Annotated in this window: 15 protein-coding genes; 10 read left to right on the top strand and 5 right to left on the bottom strand. The window is 62.0% G+C overall.

Features of this window, described 5'->3' with window-relative positions:
• Window position 1: 1 nt before the first annotated feature.
• The gene (locus K7B09_RS11400) at window positions 2-1,204 is read right to left on the bottom strand and encodes a DesA family fatty acid desaturase (RefSeq protein ID WP_223629587.1); all 1,203 of its coding nucleotides are present in this window, start codon (window positions 1,202-1,204) and stop codon (window positions 2-4) included.
• Between the two features lie 90 nt (window positions 1,205-1,294).
• Between K7B09_RS11400 and mutM the strand changes: the two genes are divergently transcribed.
• The 3 genes from mutM (at window position 1,295) to K7B09_RS11415 (ending at window position 5,639) form a co-directional block, all read left to right on the top strand.
• Entirely contained in the window at window positions 1,295-2,107 is an 813-nt protein-coding gene (gene mutM, locus K7B09_RS11405; protein WP_223629588.1) for a bifunctional DNA-formamidopyrimidine glycosylase/DNA-(apurinic or apyrimidinic site) lyase, read from the top strand.
• A gap of 63 nt (window positions 2,108-2,170) precedes the next feature.
• Window positions 2,171-2,752: an ECF-type sigma factor gene (locus K7B09_RS11410; RefSeq protein WP_223629589.1), complete on the top strand. Its 582-nt coding sequence runs from the start codon at window positions 2,171-2,173 to the stop codon at window positions 2,750-2,752.
• Window positions 2,753-2,780: 28 nt separating this feature from the next.
• Window positions 2,781-5,639, top strand: a complete 2,859-nt coding sequence (locus K7B09_RS11415; protein WP_223629590.1) for a serine/threonine-protein kinase — start codon at window positions 2,781-2,783, stop codon at window positions 5,637-5,639.
• Here the strand turns inward: K7B09_RS11415 and K7B09_RS11420 are convergent.
• Window positions 5,578-6,198 carry a thymidine kinase gene (locus K7B09_RS11420; RefSeq protein ID WP_223629591.1) on the bottom strand — a complete coding sequence of 207 codons (621 nt, stop codon included), beginning with the start codon at window positions 6,196-6,198 and terminating at the stop codon, window positions 5,578-5,580. The two genes, K7B09_RS11415 and K7B09_RS11420, sit on opposite strands and share 62 nt — an antisense overlap.
• Before the next feature lie 76 nt (window positions 6,199-6,274).
• On the opposite strand from K7B09_RS11420, the gene K7B09_RS11425 reads away from it, so the two are divergent.
• The 5 genes from K7B09_RS11425 to plsB all read left to right on the top strand — a co-directional run bounded on the left by K7B09_RS11425 (window position 6,275) and on the right by plsB (window position 16,468).
• Window positions 6,275-8,269 carry a UvrD-helicase domain-containing protein gene (locus K7B09_RS11425; protein ID WP_223629621.1) on the top strand — a complete coding sequence of 665 codons (1,995 nt, stop codon included), beginning with the start codon at window positions 6,275-6,277 and terminating at the stop codon, window positions 8,267-8,269.
• Window positions 8,270-8,326: 57 nt separating this feature from the next.
• A complete protein-coding gene (locus K7B09_RS11430; RefSeq protein ID WP_223629592.1) occupies window positions 8,327-9,241 on the top strand; it encodes a 5'-nucleotidase, lipoprotein e(P4) family in 915 nt (304 codons plus the stop codon).
• Window positions 9,242-9,476: 235 nt separating this feature from the next.
• The gene (locus tag K7B09_RS11435; protein ID WP_223629593.1) at window positions 9,477-10,406 is read left to right on the top strand and encodes a hypothetical protein; all 930 of its coding nucleotides are present in this window, start codon (window positions 9,477-9,479) and stop codon (window positions 10,404-10,406) included.
• A gap of 120 nt (window positions 10,407-10,526) precedes the next feature.
• Window positions 10,527-13,529: a TonB-dependent receptor plug domain-containing protein gene (locus K7B09_RS11440; protein ID WP_223629594.1), complete on the top strand. Its 3,003-nt coding sequence runs from the start codon at window positions 10,527-10,529 to the stop codon at window positions 13,527-13,529.
• A gap of 140 nt (window positions 13,530-13,669) precedes the next feature.
• Window positions 13,670-16,468 carry a glycerol-3-phosphate 1-O-acyltransferase PlsB gene (plsB, locus tag K7B09_RS11445; protein ID WP_223629595.1) on the top strand — a complete coding sequence of 933 codons (2,799 nt, stop codon included), beginning with the start codon at window positions 13,670-13,672 and terminating at the stop codon, window positions 16,466-16,468.
• 58 nt (window positions 16,469-16,526) lie between these two features.
• On the opposite strand, the gene K7B09_RS11450 is transcribed toward plsB, so the two are convergent.
• The 3 genes from K7B09_RS11450 to glyQ all read right to left on the bottom strand — a co-directional run bounded on the left by K7B09_RS11450 (window position 16,527) and on the right by glyQ (window position 21,297).
• Window positions 16,527-18,215, bottom strand: coding sequence for an RCC1 domain-containing protein (locus K7B09_RS11450; protein WP_223629596.1), 1,689 nt, complete (start codon window positions 18,213-18,215; stop codon window positions 16,527-16,529).
• A gap of 80 nt (window positions 18,216-18,295) precedes the next feature.
• Window positions 18,296-20,368 carry a glycine--tRNA ligase subunit beta gene (gene glyS / locus K7B09_RS11455; RefSeq protein ID WP_223629597.1) on the bottom strand — a complete coding sequence of 691 codons (2,073 nt, stop codon included), beginning with the start codon at window positions 20,366-20,368 and terminating at the stop codon, window positions 18,296-18,298.
• Window positions 20,365-21,297: a glycine--tRNA ligase subunit alpha gene (gene glyQ / locus K7B09_RS11460; RefSeq protein ID WP_223629598.1), complete on the bottom strand. Its 933-nt coding sequence runs from the start codon at window positions 21,295-21,297 to the stop codon at window positions 20,365-20,367. The genes glyS and glyQ overlap by 4 nt, the downstream gene beginning before the upstream one ends.
• Window positions 21,298-21,362: 65 nt before the next feature.
• Here glyQ and K7B09_RS11465 point away from each other — a divergent pair, with 65 nt between their 5' ends.
• Together K7B09_RS11465 and K7B09_RS11470 are read left to right on the top strand one after the other, a co-directional pair.
• Window positions 21,363-22,079: a glutamine amidotransferase gene (locus K7B09_RS11465; RefSeq protein WP_223629622.1), complete on the top strand. Its 717-nt coding sequence runs from the start codon at window positions 21,363-21,365 to the stop codon at window positions 22,077-22,079.
• A gap of 42 nt (window positions 22,080-22,121) precedes the next feature.
• A complete protein-coding gene (locus K7B09_RS11470; protein ID WP_223629599.1) occupies window positions 22,122-23,048 on the top strand; it encodes a DUF2189 domain-containing protein in 927 nt (308 codons plus the stop codon).

Consider the following 23,048-nt stretch of genomic DNA (forward strand, 5'->3'; position numbering starts at 1 on the left):
CTCATGCCGGCAAAAGCGCATAGCCGCGCAAACGGGCGGCGTAATCTTGCAGCGCACGCACGCCACTGGCTTCGGCCTCGGCACACCATGCCTGCAAGCGCTTGAGTTTTTCAGTCGCATCGTGGCCGCGGCTTTCCAACACTTCGGCCAAGCGATTGCGATGCTCGACCAAGGTCTGGATGCGCGGCTTGGATGCCACCCATACCCGCAATTGCTCGCGTGCGTCCGGCTTCAGCCAGCGGCCATCGTCTGCGATACCACGCCGCAGTTTGCGTGGCAGCAAGGCGCGCAACTTGGCACCGGCGGCCGCGGCTTCATCGCACAGGGCCGGCTTCAACACATTGCGCTGGTAGTCGGTCATGGCTTGGAAACGATGCGCGACCAAAGCTTTCAAGGTTTCCGTATCCGGGGTCTGGATGTTGGGGCGCAGATTCAGACGTGGTGCCACCCTGAGCACCTTGGCCAGGCGCAGCGCAGCTAGCACGCGGATGGCGGCCCAACCGATATCGAACTCGAACCGGCGCATCGCAAACCGCGCCGAAGACGGAAATGCGTGATGGTTGTTATGCAATTCTTCGCCACCAATCCACACCGCCCACGGGGTCAAGTTGGTGGCGGTGTCGGTGGTTTCGAAATTACGGTAGCCCCACCAGTGTCCCAGGCCATTGATCACACCGGCTGCCCAAAACGGAATCCACGCCATCTGGATGGCCCACACCGCGACACCCTTGGCCCCGAACAACACGAAACTGATCAGCAAGAGCAACTGCACGCCCAAATCGGGGAAACGGCTATATAGGTGGCGCTCCACCGCATCGTCCGGGCAGCCCTTGCCGTATTGCTCGATGCAGGCACGATCCAGCCGCGCTTCGCGATACAAATCACCGCCGCGCCAGAACACCATGCCGATGCCTTTGATCATCGGGCTATGTGGGTCATCCTCGGTTTCGCATTTGGCGTGGTGCTTGCGATGGATTGCCGTCCACTCGCGGGTCAGCATCGAGGTGGTCAACCAACTCCAGAACCGGAAGAAGTGCGCCAGCAGCGGGTGAAAATCCACACCGCGATGGGCTTGGCTACGGTGCAGATACAACGTCACCGTGAAAATGGTGATCTGGGTGACCACCAGCAGATACAACAACATCTCCAGCCAGCCAAGTTGCAGCAGGCCACCGGCAATGAAATCCAGAATCGACACAGACATTACGGGACTCGGAAAGGGTGGAAATAGCCAATCAGCCGCCATGATGCCATGCCCTAGCTGAGTGGTGCCCAGGCACGGCATGATGGCCGCATGCCCGAGCTCCCCGAAGTTGAAACCACCCGCCGTGGCCTGGCCCCGCATGTGGAAGGCCGGCGCGTAACCGGCGTTGTGCTGCGGCGCGTGGATCTGCGCTGGCCGATCCCGCCGGAAGTATCGGTGCTGCTGCCGGGGCAACGTATCCGCGGCATTTACCGGCGCGCCAAATATTTGCTGCTGGATACCGCGGCCGGGAGTGCGTTGTTGCACCTGGGCATGTCCGGCAATTTGCGGGTGGTGCCGCCGGTGACCCCGGTGCGCGCGCATGACCATGTGGACATCGCGCTGGACAATGGTCAGCTGTTGCGATTTCACGATCCGCGCCGGTTTGGTTGCCTGCTCTGGCAAGCGCCGGGGCAAACCCATTCGCTGCTGGCGGGGCTTGGCCCCGAGCCCCTAGAAGCGGGCTTCGATGGCGACTATCTGTTTGCACGCAGCCGAGGTCGCAGCAGTGCTGTCAAAACCTTCCTGATGGATCAGGCAGTAGTCGTGGGGGTGGGCAATATCTACGCCGCCGAAGCGCTGTTCATGGCCGGCATCTCACCGCTGCGCGCAGCCGGCAAGATCAGCCGTGAACGTTATGCCGCGCTGGCGGCGGCATCGCAACAGGTGCTGCAGCAGGCCATCGAGCGCGGCGGCACCACCTTGCGCGACTTCATCGCACCCGATGGTGCGCGGGGCTATTTCGAGCAGGAATTGCAGGTGTATGGGCGTGCTGGTGCGCCCTGTCCGCGCTGTGGCCGCGCATTGAAGCATGCGCTTATCGGCCAGCGTGCCAGTGTCTGGTGCGGGCACTGCCAACGCTGACGGTTGCGCAAGCACAACCCGCATTCGTTATGCTGCCGCTTCCCCCGTCTCCTGTTGGCCGCAATGACCGTTGCTGGTGACATCACTGTTTTGCTGGATGCCGCCCGCGAGGGTGATCGTGGCGCGCTGGATCGGGTGCTGGCCACGCTGTATCAGGAATTGCATGGCATGGCGCGCCGGCAACTGGCCGGCCAACAGCACGGGCATACGCTGAATGCCACCGCGCTGGTGCATGAGGCTTATTTGAAACTGATCGGGCGCGGCGATGGCAGTGCCAAGTTCGATGACCGCGCGCACTTCTTCGCCTATGCCGCATCGGCAATGCGTTCGGTGATTGTGGATTACGCCCGTCAGCGGTTGGCGCAAAAGCGCGGCGGCGACCTGCACCGGGTGACCGACTTGCCCGAGGACATTGAAGGCGGTTTGCGTCTGGACGAGGACATGTTGGGGCTGGATACCGCACTGAATCGGCTGACGGCGGTCGACCCACGCCTGACCCAGGTGGTGGAGCTGCGCTATTTCGCCGGCCTGTCGGAGTTGGAGATCGCAGCATTGATGCAGCGTTCCGAGCGCAGCGTGCGCCGCGACTGGCAGAAAGCGCGGATGTTCCTGCTGGCCTCGTTGCAGGAGACCCCGTCGGCCTGACCGCAAGGTCAGGGAGGCGGTTGCCGGCATGGATCTCGCGCGCTGGCAACGCCTGTCGCCACTGCTGGATGCCCTGCTGGAGCTGCCTGCCGACCAACGCGCCGAGCACCTGCAAGTGCTGCGCTGCGAAGACCCGCAACTGGCCGCCGAACTTGAACGTCTGTTGCTGCTTGAAGCCGACGATGCCGAATTCCTGAACACGCCGGTGATGCAACTACCGGCCGGCGTGGTGCCCGGTGCGCGCTTTGGCCCGTACCGGCTTGAGCGCGTGCTGGGCGAAGGCGGCATGGGCCAGGTATGGTTGGCTGCACGTGCCGATGGCCTGTACGAGCGCAAAGTGGCGCTGAAGTTGTTGCGCTCCGGCCTGGTCGATTCCAGCCTGCGCCAGCGCTTTGACCGCGAGCGTGAAATACTGGCGCGGTTTGCGCACCCGTTCATCGCACGCCTGTTGGATGCCGGCGTTGATCAAGGCGGGCAACCGTATCTGGCGCTGGAGTACGTGGATGGCGAGTCGATCACCAGTTGGTGCCAGGCGCGTCAGCTCGACATCGCCGCGCGGCTGGATCTATTTCGCCAAATTTGCGATGCGGTCAGCCATGCGCATGCCAACTTGATCGTGCATCGCGACCTCAAGCCCTCCAATATCCTGGTCACTCCCGATGGGCATGTGCGGCTGCTCGATTTCGGTATTGCCAAACTGCTCGACGTGGATCCGCTGCCGGTAGAACAAACCCGCACCGGCGTGCGTGCCTTCACCTTGCACTACGCCGCCCCCGAACAGATTCGAGGCGAGCCGGTCACCACCATGACCGATGTCTATTCGCTCGGGGTGGTGTTGTACGAGTTGTTGACCGGCAGCAAGCCATACCGGCTCAAGCGCCAGACCGATGCCGAGTGGGAAGAAGCCATCCTCGACGGCGCACCGCTGAAACCATCGCAGGCCGCGCAACTGGCCGATCCCCTGCTGGTGCGGCCCTATACGCCACGTCGCCTGGCCAAAGTGCTGCTGGGTGATCTCGATAACATCATCCTCAAGGCGTTGGCCAAACGCCCGAACCAACGCTACGTCTCGGCCGAGGCCTTGTCGCAAGACTTGCTCAGCTTCCTGCGCGGCCGGCCGGTACTGGCGCGCGGTGAAAGCATGGGTTATCGCGTTCGCAAATACGTGCAACGGCATCGCTGGTCAATGGCGGCGGGCACCACCATTTTATTGGTGCTGATGACCGCGCTGGGGGTCGTGGCATGGCAGGCGCAACGCGCTTTGCATGAAGCCTCGCGCGCGCAAGCCATGCAGCGTTTTATTGCCGAATTATTCCAGGACGCGGGCAGTTCACCCAACACCCCAATCGACCTGCGCAGCTTGCTGGATATGGGTATTTTGCGTGGCGAACACAGCTTGGCGCGGCAGCCGCAGGCGCGTGCGGAGCTGTATGGCGTGGTGGCGCAATTGCGTTTGAGCTTGGGCGACTATCGCGAAGCCGATGCGTTGTTGCAGCGTCAAGCCAATCTACTGGCGCAATTACCGGATGCGCCGTTCAGTCTGCGCATGGAAGCAGTCACGCTGCGTGGCAACGTGCAACGCCAATTGGGCAATCCTGGCCTGTGCGTAGCGCAAATGCAGCGGCTGGAGCTGCAGGTGGATACCGAGCAATCGCGCCTGTCACAACAAGTCTCCGCGTATTACACGCAACTGGGGCGTTGTCTTCGCGAAGTGGGCCAGACCGATGCCGCCAAACGCTTGTTCATGCGCGCACTGGATCTGCGGCGCAAGCAGAACGACGAGACTGGGCTGGCCGAAACCACACTCGATTTGGCCACATTGCAAGCCGATGGTGGCAGCCCCGCTGAAGCCCTGCACACCATTGCCAGCGGCTTGATGCGGCTACGCCAAAAAGCCGGTGATCACCATCCTGAAGCAATCGATATGCTGCGCTCGATGTGCTCGCTGGAGCGCAACATGGATGCCGTAGATGATGCCGTGCGCGACTGCAAGCAATCCCTGAAATTGGCGCAAGAACTGCACGGCCCCAACCATCGCACCGCGATTGATGCCAATCGCCAACTGGCGGCGCTGTATGTGGACTTGGGCCGCTTCAATGAAGCCGAAACCATCTTCCTTGATACCACTGCGTGGATGACTACGCGCCTGGACGTCAACCATCCGGATATGGCCCGCGCTTACAACAGCCTGGCAATCGTGGCGTGGGAACGCGGCGACCTTGCGCGCGCGATGCGTTTTCAGCAACAGGCGGTGGATGCCTGGCGCAAATCCGGCAATGACGGATTGATTGCCGCCGGCTTGTTCAATCTGGCGATGATCCAGCACGATGCCGGCCATGATCGTGATGCGTTGGCAGCCGCGCACGAGTCAGCAAACCTGCGGGCGCGCCAATTCGGTGCCAACCACGAATTGGTGGGCGATAGTGACCGTTTGACTGGTGAAATCCAGGTAGCACTCGGGCAAACCGTGCTCGCGCGTAGCGTATTGGAAACAGCTGTGCAGCTGACCCGCGCGGGATATGGCCCCGAGCATTCACACACCCGGCGTGCCGAGGTTTCACTGGCACGTCTTTTGGCCAGCCAGGGCCAGCCAAATGCGCTCGAGCAACTCGATCGGTTAGGACAACTGCACAGCAATGGGTTGGAGCAGCGAAAAGCGGTCTGGCTGGCACGTGCATATGCGGCGCAACTGCGCTGCCAGCAGCAACCACAGTTGTCGCGCGTCACCCTGGATGCGGTATTGGCCGATATGCAGTTGGCTGTCCCCGAAGGCGGCGCGGTGCCGCGTGAAATCCAGGCGATTCGAAACACCTGCGGCAAGCCGGTCAAAGCGGCAACGGCACCTGCAACGGCTCGATCAGCCCCTCGCCACGCATCACCTTCTTGAACTCGGCACGCGACACCGACACATAGCGCTCGTTGCCTCCAATTTCCACCTGCGGCCCGTCCTGTACGGCGCGCCCCTGCGCATCAATGCGTACATTCATGATGGCTTTCTTGCCGCTATGGCAAATCGTCTTGATTTCGGAAAACTCATCGGCCCACGCCAGCAAATACTGGCTGCCCTCAAATAGCTCGCCGCGAAAATCCGTGCGCAAGCCGTAGCACAGCACCGGAATGCGCAGCGCATCCACCACTTCACTGAGTTGCCAGACCTGCGATTTGCTCAAAAATTGCGCCTCATCCACCAGCACGCAATGCAATGGCCCGTTGTCGCGGATGTCGTCTTCCACCACCTGCTGCAAATCAGCATCGCGTGAAAACGCCACCCCCTGCGCACGCAGCCCGATACGGGAGGCCACCGTGCCAGCCCCGGCGCGGTCATCCAGGCGCGGGGTCAAGATCGCCACCCGCATGCCGCGCTCGCGGTAGTTGTGCGCGCTTTGCAGCAACGTGGTGGTCTTGCCCGCATTCATCGCGGAATAATAGAAATAAAGCTTGGCCATGCACGGATTTTAACGGTGAACAAGGCTGGGCAGAACGCCCGCCAGCACTGAAAATGGCGCAATGTCAGCACCCAACCTGCACGGCCTCAATCCCCCCCAGCGGCAAGCGGTCTTGCACACCGAGGGCCCCCTGCTGGTGCTGGCCGGTGCCGGCAGTGGCAAGACCCGGGTCATCATCGAAAAGGTTGCGCATCTGATCCAGTCCGGCCGCTACCCGGCCAAGCGCATCGCCGCAATCACCTTCACCAACAAATCCGCACGCGAAATGCGCGAGCGCGTGGGCAAGCGCATCAAAGGCGATGCCGCGCAGGACCTCACGGTGTCGACCTTTCACGCGCTGGGCCTGAAGATTGTGCAGATTGACCACGCCAAGCTGGGCCTGCGCCGCGGGTTTTCCATTTTTGATGCCGATGATTCCAGCGCGCAGCTGAAAGATTTGCTGCCACCCGGCAGCAAACCCGATGTGATCGATGCTGCCAAACACCTCATCAGCCGCGCCAAGAATGCCGGGTTGTCGCCGGCACAAGCGGCAGAGGCTTCGCGCAGCACGCGTGAGCGCGAAGCTGCCGCGCTGTATGCGCGCTACCAGCAGCGGTTATCGGCATTCAATGCGGTGGATTTTGATGATCTGATTCGGCTGCCGGTGCAGTTGCTGGAAACCGATGACGAGGTTCGCATGGCCTGGCGCGAGCGCATCGGCTATCTGCTGGTGGACGAATGCCAAGACACCAACGATGCGCAATATCGCCTGCTCAAAGCCATTGCCGGTGACGCAGGCCAGTTCACCTGCGTGGGCGACGACGACCAGAGCATTTACGCCTGGCGCGGGGCCAATCCGGATAATCTGCTTTCGCTGGGCACGGATTACCCGGCGCTCAAAATCGTCAAGCTGGAACAAAACTACCGCTGCTCCAACCGCGTGTTGCGCGCCGCCAATGCACTGATTGCCAACAACCCGCACGAGCACCCGAAAACGCTGTGGAGCGATGCCGCCGATGGCGAACGCATCCGCGTATGGGAGTGCCGTGACGCCGCGCACGAGGCCGACAAAGTGGCTGCGGAAATCCAGTTCATCGCACAAAAACACACCGCACCAGACGCGCCGCCACCGTGGGGTGAGATTTGCATTTTGTTTCGCGGCAACCACCAAAGCCGCGCACTGGAAAAAGCCCTGCAACTGCTGCGCATTCCGTATCACCTCAGTGGCGGCACCGCGTTTTTGGACCGCGGCGAAGTCAAGGACGCGTTGGCGTGGCTGCGCCTACTGGCCAACCCAGACGATGACGCCGCGTTTTTGCGCGCAGTGCAGTCGCCCAATCGCGGCGTGGGTGCGGGCACCTTGGCCAAGCTGGGTGAACTGGCCGCGCACGCGCACGTGCCGCTGGCACGCGCCGCCGAATCGATTACCTTGGCCAAACAATTGCCGGCCCGCGCCGCCAATGCGCTGCAAGGTTTTGCCAGCCTCCTGCACGGGCTGCGCAACGATGCACGCACGTTGCCGCCGACGGAATTGGTGCGCAAGCTCAATGAACGCTCCGGTCTGCTGGCTGCGCTGCAGGCCAGTTGCAAAGACGAAGCCCAGTTCAAGCTGCGCCGGCGCAATCTGGATGAATTGGCCGACTGGTTTGATGGCCCGAAAACGTCCGGCCCCGGCGAGCTGGCCGCCGCGCTGGCGCTGCTCTCGCATGCAGACAAAGGCGATGTCGGAAATCAGGTGCGGCTGATGTCGATGCATGCCTCGAAGGGGCTGGAGTTCCGCTTTGTGTTCATCGTCGGTGTGGAAGACGGTAACCTGCCGCACGAAGCGAGCCTGGACGAAGGCCGCCTCGATGAAGAACGCCGCTTGTTCTACGTCGGCATCACCCGCGCCAAAGAACGCCTATGGCTGTCGCACGCGAAAGAAGCGCAGCGCTGGGGCGACAAACTGCGCTTGCAACCCAGTCGTTTTCTCGACGAACTCCCTGCCGATGAACTCCAGCGCGACGGTGCCGACCCGGTGGCTGATGCCGCGCAAAAAGCCGAGCGCCGCAGCACCAGCCTGGCCAATATCCGCGCCATGCTGGCGGACTGAAGCAACACTTTCATGTGTGACGAGTAAACTGGCAGCCCGCTGCCCCTGAGCCCTGCCATGCGCCGTGTTTTCACCCTGACCCTGTTCGCTGCTTCACTGGCATTGTCTGCCTGTAAAACTACAGCGCCGTTGGCCGCAACGGTGGCCCCTGTATCCACCACAGAGGCACCAGTAGCGAGTGCCACCAGCAACGCAACTGCGCCCCACGACAACCTCAATGCAGTGCTGTGGATGCAGCGTTCCGCGGAATATGGTGCCGTCACCGAAACCATTTATCGTGCGGCTACCGACCGGCTAGACATAGCGCTCAAGGACAGGCGCTGGGACGCGCTGGTAGCCGATGAGCGCAGTAACGCGAGTACCGGCCTGCCACCTGCGGTGGTGATGGATGTGGATGAGACCGTGCTGGACAACTCGCCTTATCAGGCGCGCCTGATTCAGGACGGCCAGGATTACAGCGATGTGACGTGGGATCTTTGGGTGGCGGAGAAAAAAGCCAAGGCAGTGCCGGGTGTCGTTGCTTTCACGAAGGCCGCCAACGCGCGCGGCATCACCGTTTTGTACATCTCCAATCGCGCAACTCATTTGAAAGAAGCCACCATCGACAACTTGAAGGCTGTCGGTCTTCCAGTGAAAAGCGATGATGTGTTCCTTGGTCTGGGCACATTCGTCCAGGATTGCGAGCAAAACGGCAGCGAAAAAGACTGTCGGCGACGCCTGGCCGGTCAGAAGTACCGCGTGTTGATGCAGTTTGGCGATCAGCTTGGTGATTTCGTGCAGGTCATTGCCAACACGCCCAGTGCCCGTGCCGAATTGGTGAGCCGTTACACCAACTGGTTTGGTGAGCGCTGGTTCATGCTGCCCAATCCAAGCTATGGCAGCTGGGAGCCGGCGTTGTTCAACAACGCCTGGGGGTCGCCAGCAGGCGAGCGTCGCAACCTCAAGCATGACGCACTTGATCTTTCCAAATAAAAACAATGACTTAAAATCACTACGTGATGTATTGATTTAATGTTTTATCCAAAGTAGGCTAATGCCATTCCGGTGCACGCCGGAGTGCTGCTACATCCGTATCCATCCCGGCCCTGCCGGCGCTTGAGGAGACCCTGCGCGATCGTCGGTGTCTCCTTTTCTTTGTCCAGTCCTTTGTCCAGGTTGCACCTGGCTTGCGCTTGCGTCATATCGCGCTGGCCCTGACACTCCCCGGATGCCACTCGATTCCGCACGTTCCTGGTACTTCACTGCTGCACACCTGTGCGGGATTGCATTGGTGGCGTGCCTGGTGGCTTGCCAGCCCGAAGGTGGCGGTGGCCAGCGCCCTGTTGCAGGTATTGCCAACAGCGAGGTCGCGGCCTTGCGTCCCGTGGATGCGGTCTATGTGTTGCGTGACCGCCTGTTGGCCCGCGATGGCGCAGGGTTTGCGCGGCTGGCGGTGCCGCCGGCACTGCATGCCGAGTTGGAGCTGGCCTGGCGCACCGGTCGCAGCCGCTGGCCATTGGATGAATTGCCGCTGGATGCCCGTATCCCGCGCATGCTGGCTGCGCTACAAGTCCCCAATGCCGACAAGGCACTGATGGTGACCTTTCGCAGCCAATTTGCCGGGGCCGATGCCGATATCGACCAAGCCATCCGCACCTTGATGGTGTTCGGTGGTCAGTACGTGCAAACCGATCCCGATAGCAGCCAGGCCGAGCACGACCATAGCCACCAAGCCATTGCTGCGATCGGCACATGGGCGCTGCAAGCACCGCTGGCAGACCCCAAACGCGCCCAGCGTTTTTTTTCCGTACTCTCGGCCGCCGCCGTACGCAGCGGCATCGACGGCAAGGCCGGTAACCAGGCATTTGCCACCCTCGGCATGACCCAAAGCCTGAACCGGCTGTCACCCTTTCTCGCCACCCTGCTGGCGCAGTTGCACCAGCAGTACGGGCTGGATATCGACGCCAGCCTGCGCGGCCTGCATGTGAGCCTGACGCAGCAAACCGGCGATCAGGCCCAGCTGCGCTTGCAGTACACCCTGGCCGGGCGCCCCATCGACGCCGTCGTACCGGTAGTCCGCCTTGATGGACACTGGTACCTACGGGATTTTGTGGCGCGGGCGGAAACCTCTGTCGGGCGGACTGCCGGCGCGCTTTAGCACACACCTTGTAACGATTGCGTGAAAACAATCATTACATTTCTGTAACATATGTTAGCCTCCCCCATGTTGCCCAACGTCAGCAACGCAGCACAACACTCTTGAGGGGAGTCCAGAACCATGCAATTCAAAACCAACCGGCTGCGCGACGCAGTCGTCTTCGCACTGATCATTGGCAGCGGAATCGGCGCAGCGCAAGCGCAGAACGCGCCCGCAACCAGCGACAAGGACAGCAAGGCCAAGACCTTGGATACCTTGGTGGTGACCGGTTCGCGCATTCGCCAGGTCGATGTGGAAACCAGCCAGCCGGTAACCTTCATCACCCGCGACGACATCGAGAAGCAGGGCTTCCAATCGGTCGCCGACATCCTGCAAAACATCACCGCCACGGGTGCTCCGCCAATTTCGCGCGCTTCGCCGCTGTCCGCTGGCGAGGCGGCCGGCGGTACTTTCATCAGCCTGCGCAATATCGGTGCCGCGCGCACCTTGGTGCTCCTCAATGGTCGCCGCCTTGGTGTCACCACTGGCGGCTTGGCAGACATCTCCACCATCCCGGCGTCGGCAGTGGAGCGTATCGAAGTACTCAAGGATGGGGCGTCGGCAATCTACGGCTCGGATGCCATCGCCGGTGTGATCAACGTGATTACCCGCCAGAATTTCAATGGCGCCATGGCCAGCGTTTACTACGGCCAGTACGGCGAGGGCGACGGTGCGATCAAGAAGGGCGACGTGGTGTGGGGCATGGGCAATGACCGTGGCTCGATTGTGGTCTCTGGCGAATACCGCAAGGAAGATGGCGTGGGCGCAACCGACCGCTGGTTCACCCAAGACCCGCGCGGCCCGCTGCATCCGACCGATAACTGGACCACGGTGGGTGCCTATGGCGGCTTTGTCACCACCGCGTCCACGCCGATCCCGGGCATTCCTGCCGGGACTCGCGTCATCCTCAAAGCCGGCGGCGACCCACGTAACCCGGCCGATTACATACGCCAAAATGTGGCCACCGGCACCTGTGCAGGGGCAACCACCAGCACCGGTTGTACCCCAGGCAGCATTGCGGACAAGACCAATACCCTGGAGCAAACCGACCTGCGCACACCGCTGGAGTCGAAGTCGCTCAATATCGATGGCAACCTGAAGCTGACTGACGCCATCACCGCCAAGGTGGGCGTGTTGTACAGCAATCGCGTGTCCAATCGCACCGTGGCCGGTTACCCGATGCAGGCCGCTTCGTTCAATACCCCGATGTCGGCACAGAGCTACTTCAACCCGACCGGGGCCACCATCAGCAACTGGTGGCGGCGGACGTGGGAAGTGCCGCGGATCTCCGGCTCTGATCTGACCACCTACCGCATCTCGGCATCGCTGGAAGGCAGCTTCGAAGGCTTCAATGGCATGCCGTGGGATTGGGATGTCAGCTATATGCACAACAGCAACAAATTGCTGCAAAACACCTATGGCAATTTGAATCTGGCCAATGTGCGCAATGCGGTGGGCGCCTCGTTCAAGGATGCCAGCGGCAATGTGGTCTGCGGCACGCCGGGTAATGTGGTCGCTGGCTGCCAAGTCTGGAATCCCTTCCTGGCCTATGGCGTCACCGGTGCGGGCGCGCTGTCTGGCAACCAGGCCTTGCAGAACTACTTGTTCCAGGAAGAACACGCCACTGGCGAGACCACCACCAAGGTATGGGCCGTGAACTTGGCTGGCTCCTTGTTCAGCCTGCCAGCGGGCGAGCTCGGATTTGCGGTGGGTGCCGAATATCGCAATGAATCCGGCAAATTCGTGCCGGATGCCCTTGCAGTGACCGGCGGCTCCACCAATCTGTCGTCTGGCCCCACCCGTGGCGGTTACAACGTCAAGGAGTTCTACGCCGAGCTCTCCGCACCCTTGCTCAAGGATGTGGTCATGGCGAAGGAGCTGACGCTGAACCTGGCGTCGCGCTACTCCAAGTACAACACCTTCGGCAATACCACCAACAGCAAGCTGGGCTTTGTCTGGAAGCCGTTGGATCAGCTGATGTTGCGCGGTACCGTGGCCGAGGGCTTCCGCGCACCAACCATCGCTGACTTGTACGGCGGCAGCTCGGAAACGTTCTCGTTCTTCACCGATCCCTGCGACACCCTGTTTGGCAGCTCGGCGCAGAATGCCACCACCCGTGGCAACTGCACCAATGGTGTCGGTGGCAATGGTGCGCTGGGTGCGCTGGCCGCTACCTACCGTCAGCGCAGTCAGACTGGTCTGGCAGGCTCGCCCAACACGCAGACCCCCATTGCGTTCGTGAGCGGCTCCAACCCATTGCTGCAACCGGAAACGTCCAAGACCAAAACCTTGGGCGCGGTATGGAGTCCGCCGTGGGTTGAAAACCTGAACATGGCGTTGGATTGGTGGAAGATTCGTATCGAAAACACCATCGTGGCCGACAGCCCGGACTTGATCCTCAACGACTGCTATGTGCAGGGGATCGCATCGCGTTGCAATGCTGCTCTGTTCACCCGCGCTGCCGATGGCACCCCGCGCGTGACCTACGGTAGCCGCAATGCGGGCTATCGTCTGGTGGAAGGCTTCGACTTCGACATCAGCTACCGCTGGAGCTGGGCGGCCGTGGGTGACTTCCGGGTGACCTCGAACAGCACCTACACCTCGAAAGACATCCTGATCTCCACCAACGACCCACGTTATCCGGTGTCCTCGGTGGGGGTGACCAGCACGTTCCGCATCCGTTCGAATGCCAACCTGAGCTGGGAACGCGGAATCTTCGGCGCCAGCTGGATGGTGCGTTATTACTCGTCGATGGCGGAAGGCTGCACCTACTTCGTCCCCGGCCTGAACGATCCGAATCTGGAATGCAACCAGATTCAATACGCACCCACCGGTGGTTTCGTAACCGGCACCACCACGCCGGCCAGCGCCATCCGTCGGCGCAATGTGCATGGCGCCACGGTGTTCAATGACCTGCAATTCCGGGTCAAGTTGCCGTGGGATGCCAACGTCTCGGTGGGCGCCAACAACGCGTTCAACAAGATCGGGCCGATCCTGTACACCCAGCCCAGCGCCAACGTGAACTACTACGGCGGCTTTGACATCGGGCGCTTCTGGTACGTCAAGTACACCCAGAAGTTCTGATCCGGCATTGCAAGGCTGCACGATCAGGGCCGCCCTTCGGGGTGGCCCTTTTTGTCTGCCTTGAAACGTGACCTCCTCCGCACAAACGCGCCCTGCCGCGACCTTCCATAGCCGCCCCTTGGATGCGCCTCTCGGCCATAATGCGGGGGATGCCAAATCGTCAGCCCCCTCCGCAGGCCAGCCTGTTTGACCCGCCCAATACCAACGACCCTGCGTCTGTGGCCGATGCGGCTGCGCCGGAGAGCACGCTGCCGCGGGACGCGGCACCGTTACCGCTGCCTGAATTTCTGACTGCAAAAGCCCCGCCCGCTACGGCCGCGCCGGTAACCGACGACACCGCAACCGCCAAGCCTGCAGCAATAACGGAGGGCTCGCCAACGCTGCCTGCGCCACCACTGCGCACCAGCAAGGTACGCGTGCCGTGGTGGGCACGGGGGCTGGGCGCGGTGCTGGATCCGTGGCTGCAGTTGGATATTGCGGCAGACTCGGTACGTGGCCATGAGGATCAACGCCCGATCTGCTATGTACTGGAAGACTATGGCCTGTCCAACGCACTGATCTTGCAGCGTGCCTGCCGCGAGGCCAGGCTGCCGCTGCCGCTGCAACCGATCAGCGGTGATCCGCTGGGCCGCAAGCGTGCCTATGTTGCCCTGTCGCGCCGGCATGCCAATGCGTTGGGCCTGTTGCCCGGGGCCGAGCACAAGACCCATTCAGGCTCGCTGGCACGCTTGCTGCAGGCGCACCGAGACAAGCCGGCATTGGACGTGCAACTGGTGCCGGTGTCGATCTTCGTGGGGCAAGCCCCCAAGCGCAGCAGCGGCTGGTTCTCGGTGCTGTTCTCGGAAAACTGGACCTTGGTCGGGCGCTTCCGCCGCTTGCTGGCGATCTTGCTCAATGGGCGCGATACCTTGGTGCAGTTTGCGACACCGATGTCGATTCGCGAATCGCTGGCCGAAGAGCTGCCGCCCGAACGTGCCGTACGCAAGGTGTCGCGTGTCCTGCGTACCCATTTCCGGCGTGTGCGTGAAGTGGTGATTGGTCCGGATTTGTCCACCCGCCGCATGTTGTCCGAGCAAGTGTTATCGGCACCGCTGGTGAAGGACGCCATTGCCGATCAGGCGCGCCGCGACAACAGCAAGCCGGAGGAGGCATGGAAGAAAGCCAATGCCTATTTCTGGGAAATCGCCGCCGACTATTCCAACACCGTGGTGCGCTCGGTCAGCTTTTTGCTGACGCCGGTGTGGAACCGCATCTATCGCGGCGTGCTGGTGCATCACCTGGATAAATTCAAGCAGGAAGCACCGGGCCACGAAGTGGTATACGTGCCCAGCCACCGCAGCCACATGGATTACTTGCTGCTGAGTTATTTGTTGTATTCCCACGGCGTGGTGCCGCCGCATATTTTTGCCGGCATCAATCTCAATTTGCCGGTGGTCGGCAGCATCCTGCGCCGCAGCGGTGCGTTCTTTGCACGACGCAGTTTCAAGGGTAACGCGCTGTATTCTGCGGTGTTCCGCGAATACATGGCGCAGTTGGTGGCCGGTGGTTATTCCATCGAGTATTTCATCGAGGGTGGGCGTTCACGCACCGGCCGCCTGTTGCAACCCAAGGGCGGCTCACTGGCGATGACGGTGCGCGCCTATCTGCGCCAGCCGACCCGGCCGATGCTGTTTCAGCCGGTGTATATCGGCTATGAAAAACTGATGGAAGGCCGCAGCTATCTGGATGAATTATCCGGCAAGCCGAAAGAAAAAGAATCGATTTGGCAGCTGATCACCGGCATTCCCAAAGTGCTGCGCAGCAATTACGGGCAAGTGGTAGTGAACTTTGGCGAGCGCATCCAATTGGCGGATGTCCTCGCTCAACACGCACCTGACTGGGATGGCCAGCCAGTCGCCGATGACGCAAAGCCGGCATGGTTTGCGCGCGTAGTGGATGCGCTGGCGCAGAAGATTCAGGTCAATGTCAATCGTGCCGCCGACGTCAACCCAATCAATCTGCTGGCATTGGCACTGTTGTCCACGCCCAAGCACGCGATGGGCGAAGCCGACCTGCTGGCGCAGATCGCGCTGTCGAAAACCTTGTTGGCGGACGTGGCGTATTCCGAATGGGTCACGGTAACGCCGCACACCCCGCAGCAAATCATTGCGCATGGCGAAGAAATTGGTCTGATTACCCGCACCCAACACCCACTGGGCGATGTGTTGGGTGTGGAAGGCGACCAAGCGGTGCTGTTGTCGTATTTCCGCAACAATGTGCTGCATCTGTTCACCGCCTCGTCGTGGATTGCGGTGTGCTTCCAGAACAACCGGCGCATGGGGCGGCGGCAATTGCAGCAAATCGGACGCAGCCTGTATCCGTTCTTGCAGGCCGAGCTGTTTTTGCCGTGGGATGCCGACACCTTTGCACAGCGCATCGACCGCACCATCGAGGTGTTCATTCACGAAGGCCTGCTGGAGCAAGTCAGCGAGGACGATGGCGGCATCTTGCAGCGCAATGCCGGTCAAAGTGACGAAGTGTTCCGCCTGCGCGCACTCGGCCACACCTTGCAGCAAGCGTTCGAGCGCTATTACATCGCCATCAGCGTGCTGGTGAAAAACGGCCCCGGCGTGTTGGGTGCTGGCGAGCTGGAAAGCATGTGCCAGCTTGCCGCACAACGGCTATCGCTGCTGTACGCGCCGGCTGCACCCGAGTTCTTCGATAAAGCGCTGTTCCGCAGCTTCATCCAGCAACTGCGTGAGCTGAAACTGGTGTGGCCAAACCCCGACAGCAGCAAGTTGATGTTCGATGAGCGTCTCAACGCCTGGGCCAAGGATGCGCGCGTGGTGCTGGGCCGCGAATTACGCCACACCATCGAAAAAATCAGCCCGGATACAGGGCGAACGACTGGCGAACAGCCCGCATTGGCGGACGCCAGCCAAGCCAATATCGACGCCTGATGCAGACACAGACGGGGCCGAAGCCCCGTCATTGAACAGTGCCTGGAACAATGCAAAATCAGGGGGTGCCCCAGCAAGTGCGGGTGCCATCGTCACGCACCGCACAGCTTTGGTAGTACGACGCGCTGACATGTACAAAGCGCCCTGCCGGAGGTGACGCCTGGCCGTGGGAGTTGTCGCCCCAGCAGGCCAGCTCGCCGTTGTCGCGAATCGCACAGGCATGATCCTCGCCGGTTGCCAACGCCTTGAAGTAACCGGTGGGTACCGGCGTTGTGGTCATGGGCCCACCCCAGCAAACCACGCTGCCAGTGGAGCGCAGGCCGCAGCTGAACTGGCTGCCCTCGCCAATCGCCAACCAGCCACTCCCCGGAACATTGAGGGCGCCGCTGCCGTTGTTGCCCCAGCAACGTGCGCTGCCGTCATTGACGATGCCGCAGCCGTGGAAGCTGCCACGGCCGAGCTGGCGGTAGTAGGCACCGATGCCGATGGGCAGAATCGCAGGCATGTTTTGTCCGCTATTGTTCCAGCCCCAGCAGCCGAATCCTCCGTTCCCGCTCAGCGCACAGCCACCCAAACTTCCCACCCGCATGTCGGCATATTGACCAGTGGGCGGGCTAGCGCGGTTGCTGTCATTGAACCCCCAGCATGACAGCGCACCGGCCGCCGAGCGTGCACAGCTGTAGCCACCGCCGGCGCCAACATCGGCATAGCTACCGGCCGGTGGCGTTGCTTCACCGGAGCTGTTGGAGCCCGAGCACACCAGGCTGCCATCGGCACCCAGATCACAGGCATGCGTGGCACCGGCGGCAACGGTTCCCATCCCGAAGACTCCCTTCGGGGCAGTCGCCTGGCCCTTGTCGTTCCTGCCCCAGCACACAACGCGACCACCGGCGGTCAGTGCGCACGCATGGTAATAACCTGCGGTGAGTGCAACATAGGTGTTTACCCTGCTGATCGGCGGTGAAGCCTGGCCGAAGGTGTTATCGCCGCCACACACGATGCGTCCGTTGAGCGTCAACCCACAGGTGAAGTTCACGCCGGCTGCCAACGCCGTATAGACCTGGCCGGAAGGCAAATTGTTGTTCTGATTATTACCCCAGCAAAGCGCCGTGCCGTTCGCGCGCAGGCCGCAATTGTGGTAGTAGCCCGATGTAATTGCGGTAAACCGTTCATTGGCGGGAACGTCGAGACTGCCTGCCAAATTGTCACCCCAGCAAGTCGCAACGCCCGCTGCAGTCAATGCGCATGAGTGTGCCCAGCCGGCCGTCACTGCGGCAAATGCAGCCTTGTTTGGTGGCGTTGCTTCGCCATGGCTATTGCTTCCCCAGCACAGCACGGTGCCATTGGAGCGCAAGCCGCAGGCATGGTCGCCGCCGGCCGCAATGGTGGTGAATGTTGCGCCTGCGGGAACCGCTTGCACGCTGCTGCTTCCACCCCAGCATTCGACGCTGCCATCAGAATGCAGGCCGCAGCCGAAGTTCTCACCCATCGTCACCGCAGTGAAGTTCCCCCGTGGGGGGGGCAGGGTTCCAAACCAATTATTGCCCCAGCACTGCGCCGCAGCCCGTTGATTCAGTGCGCACGTTGCGTCGCTGCCTGCCGCCAACGCCACCACCCGCCCGCGCCCGTCCGCAATGGCTCCGGCACTGGTTTGCGCCATCACCCCGCCAGAGCATAGCCCTGCAACCGTCAGAATCAGCCCGAACACGCTTGTGCGTGCCCGCCACACGTTTGCGCCCACGTTCATCACGCCATCCTCGTTGCCGACCCAGTGCCGGCTTCAACACAGTTATCGAGGTCTGGCGGTGAAAGCGGACAGCCGGTCACTCACACCGACAAGTGCTCGATCGCCGCCACGCTGCCCAAGCGTGCCGCGAGGCGCTGCAGCAGGGCCAAACGATTGGCGCGGATGGCGGGGTCTTCGGCATTGACCATCACCGCATCGAAGAACGCATCCACCGGTGCGCGCAGTTGCGCCAGCCGGGTCAGCACCGTCACGTAGTCGCCCTGCGCCAGCGCCAAGCCGGTATCGGCGTAGGCGGCCTCCACCGCTTCGGCCAGCGCCAGTTCGGCCGGTTCCTTGAGCAGCGCCGCGTCTTCCATCAGCGGAATCGCGATGTCGGCTTTTTTCAGGATATTGCCGATGCGTTTGTTGGCGGCGGCCAGTGCGCCGGCTTCCGGCAATTGCGCGAAGACACCGATCGCATCCACACGGCGGGCGAAGTCGGCCAGCGAGGCGGGCTTGCCTTCGGCCACCGCCGTGAAGTGCGCGGCCGGCACGCCGCGATCGGCGAAGTAGCCGCGCAGGCGGTCGAGGATGAAGTCGTAGAGTTCATGTGCATCGGCCTGCACGCCCTTGCCGGCCAACTGATTGTTGGCGGCAACCAGCAGCGCTTGCAGGTTCAGCTCGAACCCGGACTCGATGATGGTGCGCGCCAGCCCCAGCGCGTTGCGGCGCAGCGCGAACGGGTCCTTGTTGCCGGTCGGCTTCAGGCCCGCGGCAAAGCCACCGGCCAAGGTGTCCAACCGCTCCGCAATCGCCAGCACCTTGCCCAGCGTTGATGCCGCGATGTCGTCGGCGGCGAAGCGCGGGCGGTAGCCTTCGTCGATGGCCAACGCCACCTCGGACGTTTCGCCCGCACGTTGCGCGTAGTAGCGCCCGGCAATGCCCTGCAATTCCGGGAACTCATTCACCATGCGCGATTGCAAATCGTTTTTTGCCAACTGCGCTGCGCGCTGCGCCTGCACGGGGTCGGCACCCACTTGCGCCGCGATGGTTTCGGCCAGTGCCGCCACGCGCGCCACCTTGTCGGCCACGCTGCCGAGTTTGGCCTGATAGGTGACGGTGTTCAGGCCATCGCCCATCGCCGCCAGGCCTTGCTTCAAATCTTCATCGAAGAAGAATTTGGCATCGGCAAAGCGCGGGCGAATCACGCGCTCATAGCCTTTGCGGATTTCCGCAGGCGCTTTCGATTCGATATTGGCAATGCCGATGAAGTGCTCGGTCAGCCGGCCCTGCGCATCCAGCACCGGGAAGAACTTCTGGTTGCTCTCCATGGTTTCGATCAGCGCTTCCTGCGGCACACTCAGGAACTCGCGCTCGAATGCGCAAGCCACTGCCACCGGCCATTCGTTGAGGCACACCACCTGCTGCAAATTGTCGTCGGTGATGCGCGCACTGCCACCGGCGGTGTTGGCGGCAGCTTCGACTTCCGCCAGCACACGGCTGCGGCGCTCGTCCGGGTCCACCAATACATGCGCGGCGCGCAAGGCGTCGATGTAGTCGCCGGGGCGGGCAATCCACACCGCGCCTTCGTGCATGAAGCGATGACCACGGCTCATGCGGCCCGCGCTGATGCCCAGCACCGCGACGTCCACGATCTCATCGCCCAGCAGCGCCACCAGCCAATGCAGCGGCCGCGCAAACCCGTAGCTGTGCGCGCCCCAGCGCATCGGCTTGGGGATCGGCATCGCCGCCATCGCCTCGGCCAGCACGTCTTGCAACAGCGCACGGGTGGCCGCGCCGGCCGTGGTGGCGCGATGCACGAAGCGCTCGCCCTTGCTGTCGGTGGTTTTTTCCAGTGCCGTCCAGTCCACTCCGGCCTTGGCAGCAAAGCCCTGCAATGCCTTGGTCGGCTGGCCGTCGGCATCCAGCGCGATGTTCAGATACGGGCCCAACACTTCCGACGTTTGCGGCGGCTGCTGAGTGGCCACACCCGGCAGCAACACGGCCAGACGGCGCGGCGAATACAGCGGCTTGGCCAGTGTGCGGTCAATGCTGATACCGCGCTTGTCCAGCGCGGCGACCACGCCATCGAACAACGCCTGCGCCAAACCGGGCAGTGCCTTGACCGGAAGTTCTTCGGTGCCCAGTTCGATCAATAACGGCTGCATGCTCATGCCGTGGCCTCCGTGCTGGCAGTGGCTTTCTTCAACCCCGGAAACCCCAGCTTTTCACGCTGGGCGAAATAACTTTCAGCCACCGCCTGCGCCAGTTTGCGCACACGCAGGATGTAGCGCTGGCGTTCGGTGACCGAGATCGCGCGGCGCGCATCCAGCAGGTTGAAACTGTGGCTGGCCTTGGTCACTTGCTCATACGCCGGCAGTGGCAAGCCGGCCTCGACCAGCTTCAGCGCTTCCGCTTCGCAGGCATCGAAGCGGTGGAACATTTCTTCGACATTGGCGTGTTCAAAGTTGTAGGCGCTCTGTTCCACTTCGTTCTGGTGATAGACATCGCCATAACTCACTGGCGCACCGTCTGGGCCATATGTCCACACCAGGTCATAGACGTTGTCGCAGTTTTGCAAATACATGCACAGTCGTTCCAGCCCGTAGGTGATTTCCCCCAGTACCGGCCGGCATTCCAGGCCGCCGGCTTGCTGGAAGTAGGTGAACTGGGTCACTTCCATGCCGTTCAGCCACACTTCCCAACCCAGGCCCCACGCACCCAGCGTGGGCGATTCCCAGTTGTCTTCGACCAAGCGCAAATCGTGCACCAGCGGATCGATACCCAACTGTTTGAGCGAATCGAAATACAGCTCGACGATATTGTCGGGCGAGGGCTTCAGCGCCACCTGGTACTGGTAATAGCGCTGCAAGCGGTTGGGGTTTTCGCCATAACGGCCGTCGGTGGGGCGGCGGCTGGGCTGCACGTAGGCGGCGTTCCACGGCTCCGGGCCGATCGAACGCAGGAAGGTGGCCGGGTGGAAGGTGCCGGCCCCCACTTCCAGGTCGAGTGGCTGGATCAGCACGCAGCCCTGCTCGGCCCAATAGGCGTTGAGGCGGGTGATGAGTTCTTGGAAGGTGATGGAAACGCGATGGGCAGTCATGTTGACCAGGTGCAACGGTGTGGCCAAGTAGTATAAATGCGCACACGCACCCACCTTGCGCTTTCCTGCCTATGCAACCGTTCCTGATTCTTGAAACCGGGCAACCCACGCCGTCGATGCGCCGTTATGGCAGCTTTGCACACTGGATCCGGGTGGCTGCCGGGCTGGCGCGGGATGCGGCGGTGGTGGTGGATGTGGAAGCCGGTCAAGCCTTGCCCACCCGCGCAGGCTTTGCCGGGGTGATTGTCACCGGTTCGGCGGCGATGGTGACCGAGCACCGTGACTGGAGCGAGCGCAGCGCCACCTGGCTGCACGAAGCCGCACACGCGGGGCTACCGCTATTGGGCATCTGCTACGGCCACCAATTGCTCGCGCATGCGCTGGGCGGGCAGGTAGGCAACAACCCAAATGGGCGGGAAATGGGCACGGTCGGCATCGACCTGCACCCGCAGGCGCACACCGACCCCTTGTTTGCTGGCCTGCCGGCGTGTTTTCCGGCACAAGCCACGCACCTGCAAAGCGTGCTGCAAGCCCCCGCTGGCGCCACCGTGTTGGCGCGCAATGCGCACGATGCCTGCCATGCGTTCCGCTGGGGCGAGCAAGTGTGGGGGCTGCAATTTCATCCCGAATTCAGCACCACCCATATGCGCGGCTATATCCATGCACGGCAGGACGCATTGACGCACGAAGGCCGTGATGCCAAGCAGCTGGCGCACGCGGTCAGTGCCGCCCCGCTGGCACGCAAAATCCTGCGCAGATTTGTCCGTCACGCGCGGCGTTGACGCGCACTCCGGTATCCTGTGCGCATCTTCTCGAGGCGCAGCATGGACATTCGCAGGTTGCCGGCCAGTCAGGGCTTGGTGTGGTTTCGGCAGGCAATTGATTTGGGTGCAAAAAATCCGCGCGCGGTGTTCGGGGCGGCGTTGTTGGCGATTGCCTCGTTATATACCGCGGCGTTGCTGATGGTCTTGGCCTTGGCCACGCTGATGCTGGGTGGCAAGGCGATTGGCAGCAACCCGGACTTGGGCGTGGTGATGGCGGTGGCATTGCCGTTGACGCTGGTGATCATGGTGTTGGTGCCGGTGCTGCTGGGTGGCCTGATGCATGTCATCCGTGAAACCGAAGCTGGCCGGTTGGTGCGCGCTCGTGATGTGTTTGTCCCGCTGCGCAGCGCGCAGGGGCGGCGTTTGGCGTGGCTGGGGTTGGTACAAGTGGTACTGGCGGTCATCGGCGGGCTGTTGATGATGGCGATTGCCGGTGGCGATTACTGGCACGACTACATGCAAGCCATGCAATCGGTGATGCAAGGCGCGGCACCGGTGTTGCCGGAGCCGCAGCATCCTGGCTTGCTGTTTTTGGTGCAGATGGCGTTCAACTACTTCAGCTATGCGCTGATGCTGTTTTCGATTCCGCTGATGCTGTTTTCCGGCTGCAATGTAAGCACGGCTCTGCGCCATGCACTGCGCGCATCGGTAATCAACCTGAGCGCGAATTTGCTGGTGGGCGTACTGTTCTTGGGTGCGTTGATGCTGGCTGCATTTGTGGTGCTGCTGGTGGCCGGCTTGCTGGGTGTGATCGGCAATCTGATTCACGCGGTGGTGGGTAGCTTGCTGATGATGTTGGCGATGGTGGGGTTTGCCGCGGTGGTACTGGTCCTGCTGGCGGGTGCCAGTTATCTGGCATGGCGCGATACCTTCAGTGATGCCGCGTCATCGCCGCCGGTCACGCACATTCACGGCTTCGAGGCCTGA

Origin of the sequence: Thermomonas beijingensis (assembly GCF_020034655.1) — a bacterium.
GTDB classification, from domain to species: Bacteria; Pseudomonadota; Gammaproteobacteria; order Xanthomonadales; family Xanthomonadaceae; genus Thermomonas; species Thermomonas beijingensis.

Bases quoted from the DNA above. Each gene is read 5' to 3' on its own strand.
- glyQ (WP_223629598.1), bottom strand. From the start codon at position 21,297: ATGACTGCCCATCGCGTTTCCATCACCTTCCAAGAACTCATCACCCGC.
- K7B09_RS11470 (WP_223629599.1), top strand. From the start codon at position 22,122: ATGGACATTCGCAGGTTGCCGGCCAGTCAGGGCTTGGTGTGGTTTCGG.
- mutM (WP_223629588.1), top strand. From the start codon at position 1,295: ATGCCCGAGCTCCCCGAAGTTGAAACCACCCGCCGTGGCCTGGCCCCG.
- K7B09_RS11400 (WP_223629587.1), bottom strand. From the start codon at position 1,204: ATGTCTGTGTCGATTCTGGATTTCATTGCCGGTGGCCTGCTGCAACTT.
- K7B09_RS11440 (WP_223629594.1), top strand. From the start codon at position 10,527: ATGCAATTCAAAACCAACCGGCTGCGCGACGCAGTCGTCTTCGCACTG.
- glyS (WP_223629597.1), bottom strand. From the start codon at position 20,368: ATGAGCATGCAGCCGTTATTGATCGAACTGGGCACCGAAGAACTTCCG.
- K7B09_RS11415 (WP_223629590.1), top strand. From the start codon at position 2,781: ATGGATCTCGCGCGCTGGCAACGCCTGTCGCCACTGCTGGATGCCCTG.
- K7B09_RS11430 (WP_223629592.1), top strand. From the start codon at position 8,327: ATGCGCCGTGTTTTCACCCTGACCCTGTTCGCTGCTTCACTGGCATTG.
- K7B09_RS11420 (WP_223629591.1), bottom strand. From the start codon at position 6,198: ATGGCCAAGCTTTATTTCTATTATTCCGCGATGAATGCGGGCAAGACC.
- K7B09_RS11435 (WP_223629593.1), top strand. From the start codon at position 9,477: ATGCCACTCGATTCCGCACGTTCCTGGTACTTCACTGCTGCACACCTG.
- K7B09_RS11410 (WP_223629589.1), top strand. From the start codon at position 2,171: ATGACCGTTGCTGGTGACATCACTGTTTTGCTGGATGCCGCCCGCGAG.
- plsB (WP_223629595.1), top strand. From the start codon at position 13,670: ATGCGGGGGATGCCAAATCGTCAGCCCCCTCCGCAGGCCAGCCTGTTT.
- K7B09_RS11450 (WP_223629596.1), bottom strand. From the start codon at position 18,215: ATGAACGTGGGCGCAAACGTGTGGCGGGCACGCACAAGCGTGTTCGGG.